Origin of the sequence: Actinomyces sp. 565, from assembly GCF_010365615.1 — a bacterium.
GTDB lineage: Bacteria > Actinomycetota > Actinomycetes > Actinomycetales > Actinomycetaceae > Actinomyces.
The window spans coordinates 1-7,828 of sequence record NZ_PIZD01000016.1 but is presented as its reverse complement, the minus strand read 5'-3'; the positions used below and the strand labels follow the sequence as shown (position 1 = coordinate 7,828).

Annotated in this window: 5 protein-coding genes; 4 read left to right on the top strand and 1 reads right to left on the bottom strand. The window is 67.0% G+C overall.

Translation table 11 applies throughout. The features are described from left to right. Positions 1-47: 47 nt before the first annotated feature. Positions 48-1,436: a L,D-transpeptidase gene (locus GZ997_RS03115; protein ID WP_343212255.1), complete on the bottom strand. Its 1,389-nt coding sequence runs from the start codon at positions 1,434-1,436 to the stop codon at positions 48-50. A 771-nt stretch (positions 1,437-2,207) separates the two neighbouring features. Between GZ997_RS03115 and gatC the strand changes: the two genes are divergently transcribed. The 4 genes from gatC to GZ997_RS03095 all read left to right on the top strand — a co-directional run bounded on the left by gatC (position 2,208) and on the right by GZ997_RS03095 (position 7,181). Further along, positions 2,208-2,513 (top strand): Asp-tRNA(Asn)/Glu-tRNA(Gln) amidotransferase subunit GatC, encoded by a 306-nt coding sequence (gatC, locus tag GZ997_RS03110; protein ID WP_161923897.1) that lies wholly within the window; start codon positions 2,208-2,210, stop codon positions 2,511-2,513. 59 nt (positions 2,514-2,572) lie between these two features. Next, positions 2,573-4,096 (top strand): Asp-tRNA(Asn)/Glu-tRNA(Gln) amidotransferase subunit GatA, encoded by a 1,524-nt coding sequence (gatA, locus tag GZ997_RS03105; RefSeq protein WP_162678820.1) that lies wholly within the window; start codon positions 2,573-2,575, stop codon positions 4,094-4,096. Between the two features lies 1 nt (position 4,097). Beyond that, positions 4,098-5,594, top strand: a complete 1,497-nt coding sequence (gatB, locus tag GZ997_RS03100; RefSeq protein WP_161923898.1) for an Asp-tRNA(Asn)/Glu-tRNA(Gln) amidotransferase subunit GatB — start codon at positions 4,098-4,100, stop codon at positions 5,592-5,594. A 201-nt stretch (positions 5,595-5,795) separates the two neighbouring features. Continuing rightward, positions 5,796-7,181 (top strand): NAD-dependent malic enzyme, encoded by a 1,386-nt coding sequence (locus GZ997_RS03095; protein WP_161923899.1) that lies wholly within the window; start codon positions 5,796-5,798, stop codon positions 7,179-7,181. The last annotated feature ends 647 nt before the right edge of the window (positions 7,182-7,828 follow it).

The window sequence follows — 7,828 nt, the reverse complement described above, 5'->3', positions numbered from 1 at the left end:
GGGCCGAGTGCCTGGGCGGTCCGCCGGGCCGCCCAGCGTCGCTAGACTCAGTAGTGGCTTACCACGGTGGTTCCGATCTCGGACCAGTCATAGAACCACTTAGCCTCCGAAACCGGCATGTTGAGGCAGCCGTGCGAGCCGGAGAATCCCCAACTGGAGCGCCAGGGGGCGCCGTGCAGGGCGTAGCCCTGGTAGAAGTAGGCGATCCAGGGAACATTCTCGGTCTCGTAGTTCGTCCCGTCGGCGTTCTGACCGCGCATGGTCTGCGTCTCGTACTTCAGATAGACGTGGTAGGTGCCGGTTACGGTCGGGGTGGCGGCGGCGCCGTCGACCACGGAGACAGGCCCGCGCATAACCGTCGCACCCTCGTAGGCGGTCACTGTCTTGTCAGACAGGTTGATATCCACCCACTTCTCACCGTCGGCCGCCTGGTAGACCAGGTTCTCGGCGCCGTCGGCGATCGCCCGCTCCTCCCACTGCTCGTCGCTCGTGGTCATCTCGAAGCTGCCGCTGTAGGCCTCGCCGTTGGACAGCGACTTTGAGATCGCCTTGGCAACGGCTTCCGCGTTGTTGACCGTCTGCCCGGCGACCGCCTCAACGCTGGTGGCAACGACCTCGCCGGCGGAGTTGACGTTCCGTTGTCCCACCACCGGTGTCACGTTCGCCTCGGTCGCCTGGGCGTCGACCCACTGCGCAACCTTGCCGCTGTCGATCGACAGCGTGGGAGCAGCATCAAGGCTCTCCGTCACCGAGATCCAGGACGCCTTGGTCGCGGCGTCTGCGGTGTAGGAGGTGTCCCCGGAGGCGGTGGCCACGGTGACGTCCTGGGAAATCCACTCGTTCGCGGTATCCGCCACCGCCTGTGCGTCCTCGTCCGAGACCGCCGGCTGGGTGTTCTCGTAAGTGACGTCCACCGAGCTGGAGCTGAGTGAGGCCGCGGCCGCGGCGGCGGCGTCAGCCAGGGTGCCTGTATCAACACTCAGGCCTGCACTTGCGGCGGTGACCTCGAAGGCGGTCGAGTCGGAGTCCAGCTTGATAGAGGCGTTCTTGGCCTTTGACTGGTCGTCGGGAACAAGACCGCCGGCGTAGTCCTCGAGCACGGCGTCGTCGCTGGAGGTGACCACACCGATATCGGCGTGGTTCAGCAAGGCCCTGAAGCGGTCGATGATGCCGGCTCCATGCTGCATGGCTGCATCCGCGGTGGCATCAGCGTCCACCGTGGTTCCCAGCTCGGCGAGCGTGGCGGTGGCCTCGGCGTCGCCGGTGATAGTAACCGTGGCGGCGTCCGCCTTAGTGCTGACCACGTCGGCAATCTCCTGCCGGCTCATCCCGGCCACATCGATGCCCGCCACCGTGGTGCCCGGGACCGCGACGTCCGCGTAGTGCTCGGCGTAGGCGTACCCGCCCACACCCATCAGTATGGCTGCCGTGGCCACGGCAGCCAGTGCCCGCCGACGGCGCCGGGATAAGCGTTTGGCGGGGGTGGTGTCCGCCGCTTCTGCGCTGGCGGCGGATGCGGGGGAGGGGTGAGCCGTCGCGGCGCTCTGAGCCGAAGCTGGCGAGGCGGTCGTAAACGCTGTGTCCGGCTCCGCCGGCGTCGCGGCTTGGGGCGTGTCCGCACTGGGTGAGATTGAAGGCGGCATGGATGCCGGTGGCGGCGCAACGGCAGACTGTGCCGTGGCGCTATTCGCGGTGTCGGTATCCGACGCCGATACGGGTGAGGAGAGCGGCTCCGCGGGCGCGGCGGCGGGTGTGCCCGCTGTCGGTCCGGATCCGTTGGCCGCCATTTTTGAGGTTCGTGCGGTGGCAGGAGTCTCGCCGTACGGGCTTTTCAGGACCGTGTTGGAGGCAGCGCCATCGGCGACGGGTCCGTCGGCCGGTGCCGAGGACTCGTCCGTCTCCTCCGGGAACGGCCCGGTGGGGAGCTTGTCGCTTTGCATAGGATCCTTATTCGCCGGCAGCCTGCCGCAGTGACGGACCGCCCTGTTCTGGGTATCCGCTCCAGCCGCGGAACCTTCAGCGTCAATGACACCGGCCTGCGCTGGGAATGTCAATGTTGTCCGACTCCGCGTGCCTGTGACTTCCCACATGCGAGCCCGACGGCTGCTGGCGCTCGAGGCATGGCGTCGGGGACTGCGTCCCACGGTGGGCGCGCGCGGCGCGGTGTCGGCTCGGCAGTGGGACGGTGAGTGGATAGACTCGGGCGCATGTCTGCCATTTCCAAGGATGAGGTGATCCGCGTCGCGGCGCTCGCGCGCGTGGCCCTGAGTGATGAGGAGGTCACGCGGCTGGCCGGCGAGCTGGACGCAGTTGCCTCCTCGTTCGCCCGGGTTACGAGCGTGGTCACACCCGATCTGCCGGCCACCTCGCATCCAGTTCCGCTAACCAACGTGATGCGGGAAGACGTTCCCGGCCCGACGCTCGACGTCGGTGAGCTCCTCGCCGGCGCCCCCGCCGCCGAGGACTCAGCCTTCCTCGTGCCCCGCATTCTCGGAGAGGACTCCGCCTCGTGAACAACGAAACCCGCCCGAGCGCCCAGACGTCGACGGGCAGCAAAACCGCAGCCGACCGGATGGATGCCATTACGCAGACGGCCGCGCAGCAGGCGGCCGCCCTGGCCGCAGGCGCGGTCTCCTCCCGCGAGCTCACTCAGGCGCACCTTGATCGCATCGCCGCCGTCGACGGTGCCGTGGGAGCCTTCCTCGACGTTGATGCGGACAAGGCGCTGGCTGCTGCAGACGCTGCCGACGCCGCCCGCCGGGAGGCCGCCGCGGCCGGCGGCACCGTGCCGGAGCTGACCGGTGTGCCGGTGGCCGTAAAGGACCTGATCGTCACCCGCGGCCAGGTCACCACAGCCGCCTCTAAGATCCTGGAGGGCTGGGTCCCGCCCTATGACGCGACCCTGGTGAAGAACCTGCGGGCGGCCCATCTCCCGATTCTGGGCAAGACCAACCTGGACGAGTTCGCCATGGGTGGCTCCACCGAGCACTCGGCCTTCGGCCGTACCGCCAATCCCTGGGACCTGGGCCGCATCCCGGGCGGCTCCTCGGGTGGTTCTGCGGCCGCCGTCGGCGCCTTCGAGGCTCCAGTCGCCGTCGGCACCGACACGGGTGGCTCCATCCGGCAGCCGGCCGCCGTTACCGGCACCGTAGGCGTCAAGCCGACCTACGGCACGGTCTCGCGCTTCGGCGTGATTGCCATGGCCTCCTCCCTGGACACGCCCGGTCCCATGGCGCGCACCGTGCTCGACGCTGCGCTCCTGCACGACGTCATTGCCTCGTACGACCCGCTCGATTCCACGTCGCTGCCGGACGCTCCGCGCGGCATGGCAGACGTGGTGCGCGCTGCCCGGGAAGGGGCTGATTTGAGCGGGCTACGCGTTGGCGTCGTCGCCGAGCTCGACGGCGGCGAGGGCTACCACGCCGGCGTAGTAGACTCCTTCCACCAGGCCCTGGCCCTGCTGGAGGAGGCGGGCGCCGTGGTTGAGACCGTCTCCCTGCCCCACCTGGAGTACGCACTGGACGCCTACTACCTGATCATGCCGGCGGAGGCGTCCTCCAACCTCGCCCGTTATGACGGCATGCGCTACGGCCTGCGCGTAGAGCCCACCAAGGGCCCGGTAACTGCCGAGACCGTCATGTCCGCCACGCGCGGCGCCGGGTTTGGCGATGAGGTCAAGCGGCGCATAATCCTGGGCACGCACGTGCTGTCCGCCGGCTATTACGAGGCGTACTACGGCTCCGCCCAGAAGGTTCGTACCCTGGTGCAGCGTGACTTCACCGCGGCCTGGCAGCAGGCGGACGTGCTCGTGTCCCCGACGGCGCCGGTCACGGCCTACCGCTTCGGTGAGAAGGACGACCCACTGGCCATGTACAAGTTGGACGTGACCACCATTCCAGCCAATCTTGCCGGCGTGCCGGCCATGAGCCTGCCCTCTGGGCTGAGCGATGACGGGCTGCCTGTCGGTTTCCAGATCCTGGCGCCGCAGCGCGCCGATGACCGTCTCTACCGAGTCGGCGCGGTGCTGGAGGAGATGTTGGAGAAGAAGTGGGGCGGTCACCTGCTTGCCCAGGCCCCCGAGCTGGAGGTGAAGTGACGTGAGTGATGAACTGATGGACTTTGAGGAGGCCGTGCGCCGCTACGACCCGGTGATCGGCCTGGAGGTGCACGTGGAGCTCGGAACGGCCACCAAGATGTTCGACGCCGCGCCCAACGTCTTCGGGGCGCAGCCGAACACCATGGTGACTCCGACGAGTGCTGGTCTTCCGGGCTCACTGCCGGTGGTCAACGGCAAGGGTGTGGAGTACGCCATTCGGATCGGCCTGGCCCTGGGGTGCGAGATCGCTGAGACCTGCCGCTTCGCCCGGAAGAATTACTTCTACCCGGATCTGTGCAAGGACTTCCAGACCTCCCAGTCGGACGAACCGATCGCCTACGACGGTGCCGTCCCGGTGGAGCTGGAGGACGGCACGGTGTTCACGGTGCCGATTGAGCGGGCTCACATGGAGGAGGACGCCGGCAAGAACATCCACATCGGCGGTACTGATGGCCGCATCGAGGGTGCCGACCACTCCTTGGTGGACTACAACCGTGCCGGGGTGCCACTGGTGGAAATCGTCACCCGCCCGATCGAGGGCGCCGGCGCCAGGGCCCCGGAGGTCGCCGCGACCTATGTGCGCACGCTGCGGGACATCTTCCGGGCGCTGGGCGTGTCCGAGGCCCGGATGGAGCGGGGCAATGTGCGCGCGGACGTCAACGTCTCCTTGCGTGAGAGTCCTGACTCGCCTATGGGCACGCGCACCGAGACCAAGAACGTCAACACCTTCCGCGGAATTGACGCCGTCGTGCGCTACGAGATCAGCCGCCAGGCGGCGATCCTCGCCGCCGGCGGTACGGTGCAGCAGGAGACCCGGCACGGGCAGGCCGACGGCACCACCCGCGCCGGGCGTATCAAGTCCGACGCCGACGACTACCGCTATTTCCCCGAACCCGACCTGGTACCGCTCGCGCCCAGTCGTGAGTGGGTTGAGGAGATCCGGGCGGGTCTGCCGGAGATGCCGGCGGCAAAGCGACGCCGTCTGAAGGCTGAGTGGAACCTGGCCGACGACGAGATGCGCGACGTCGTCAACGCGGGCGCGCTCGAGCTGATTGAGGCCACGGCTCTGGCCGGCACGACCGGCCAGGCCGCGCGGAAGTGGTGGATGGGGGAGTTGGCCCGAGCTGCCAAGGAGCAGGAGGTCGCCCTGGAGGACCTGCCCATCACCCCCGCGCAGGTGGCCCAGCTGCAGAATCTGGTTGACTCCGGTCGGCTGACGGACAAGCTCGCGCGTCAGGTGCTGGAGGGCGTGCTGGCGGGTGAGGGCGATCCCGAGGCAGTGGTGGAGGCCCGCGGACTCGAGGTCGTCTCCGATGAGGGCGCACTGCTGGCTGCGGTCGACGAGGCCCTGGCCGCCAACCCCGATGTCGCCGAGAAGATTCGCGGCGGCAAGGTCAAGGCGGCGGGTGCCATCGTCGGTGCGGTTATGAAGGCCACTAAGGGCCAGGCTGACGCGCGCCGAGTGCGCGAGCTGGTTATGGAGCGCGTGGGCGCGTGAACGCTGCTCGCGGAGGGCGGCGCAGCACTCGCGGTCGCGCTGGTGCATGACGGGATCTGGCTGTCTCATGGTTCACAACCATGAGACAGCCAGATCCTTGCTCGCCGTGAGGGGATAGGCTCGGATCAGCAGATTCAGCTTTGAAGACCGGCGACCGTCGTTGGTCTGTCCAAGATTTCCACAACGGAGGAACACGCCCCCATGGCACAGCCGAGTCCCAGCTACACCGTCGCTCTCCACCTCGAGGTCCCTGCCTCTCAGAAGGCCGTCACCACGCTCGTTGACACTGCCTCTGCGACCGGGGCCATCGTCAACGGCGTGGACGTCGCCGATACCGACGGAGACACACTGATCGTTGACCTGACTGCCGACACGCGCGATTCCAAGCACCGGGCCGAGCTGGTTGACGCGCTTAAGAAACTCAGCGGCGTCATCGTCCACAATGTCGGCGACTCCACCTTCCTTGCCCACGTGGGCGGAAAGGTTGAGGTTGCCCCCCGTACTCCCATTCACAACCGCCGGGACCTGGCCCGGGTGTACACCCCCGGGGTCGCCCGCGTGTGCAAGGCAATCCATGACCACCCCGAGCGTGCGCGTCAGCTAACCATCAAGAAGAACACGGTTGCGGTCGTCACGGACGGGACCGCGGTGCTCGGCCTGGGGGACATCGGCCCCGAGGCAGCCATGCCGGTTATGGAGGGCAAGGCCGTGCTGTTCAAGCAGTTCGGCGACGTCGATGCCTGGCCGGTTGCGCTGGACACCAAGGATCCCGAGGAGATCATCAAGATCGTCAAGGCGATCGCCCCTGCCTACGGCGGCATCAACCTTGAGGACATCGCCGCACCCAAGTGCTTCGACATCGAGGCGCGCCTGCGCGAGGAACTCGACATCCCGGTCTTCCACGATGACCAGCACGGTACCGCCATCGTCACTCTCGCAGCGCTGATCAACGCGCTCAAGGTCGTCGGCAAGAACATTGAGGACGTGCGTATTGTCCTGTCGGGGGTGGGCGCGGCCGGTTCCGCCATTGCCAAGCTGCTCATGGCTCACGGCGCCACCGACATCGTCGGCTATGGCCGCTCGGGCGCGCTCAACAGCGAGCACACCGAGGGTATGAACGAGCACCGCAAGTGGCTGGCGGAGAACACCAACCCGCGCCACGTCTCCGGCCCCCTCAAGGAGGGACTCAAGGGTGCCGACGTGTTCATCGGCGTCTCTAGCGGGAACCTGCTTGAGCCGAAGGACCTCGCAGCGATGAATGAGGGCGCGATCGTCTTCGCGATGGCGAATCCGACGCCAGAAGTGGATCCCGTGGGAGCAGCCGACTACGCGGCGGTGGTCGCGACCGGACGCAGTGACTTCCCGAACCAGATCAACAACGTGCTGGCGTTCCCGGGCCTGTTCCGCGGGCTGCTGGACACCGGAATCACCGAAATCTCCGTGGAGCTGCTGCGCGCTGCGGCTACCGGGATCGCCGATGTGATTGCAGACGAGGAGTTGAGCCCCGTCTATGTCATCCCGGGTGCGTTCGACAAGCGGGTCGCCGCCGCGGTTGCGAAGGCCGTGCGCAAGTTCGCAGCCGTGTAGGCACCGCGCTTCGCCCCTATGAGGTGAACAAGCGGACTGCGGCGAGGACGAGTCCGGCTTGCCGGTAAGCGGAGCATCAGCAATACAGGCCCGCACAGGGCCGTCGAGGAGGCTGTTGGCAGCGCCCGCAGGGGTGGCGCCAACAGCCTCCTACCGCATTTACCGCCCGCTAGCACCGCTGCCTGCACGTGTTGGCGCGCTGCACGTAGCGGAGACACAGCCGGGCACAGGAGGTCCACGGAATCGATACCCGTGCCCTGCCTCTGTCCGCGGCCGGGATGCGGTGACAGAGGCGTGGATGCTGCAGGAGTCTTCTTGCAGCAACGTGCTTAGTGGCCTGATTCATAGGCGTCCAGTTTGACTGGTACCGGCATGAAGGCGCTAAAGTACAGCTCGCCGCGTCGGGCTAGCGCTCGAAAAAGCACGGACCGCGCGGCTCCGTGATCGCGAGGGATCGGCTGTGATCGGGGACATGATCCCCGAACTTGACAGTCGAATGTGAACCTCATAAGATAGCGGATGCTGCTCGTCGGAGCGGAGGGTGTCCTAAGGACCCCTCGAGCGCCGAATGGGTGTGTTGTTTGGGATCTCGATAGTGTGTCGTGTTTGTTTGTTTGGTTGGTGTTTTTTGTTGGTTTCTTTGTTTG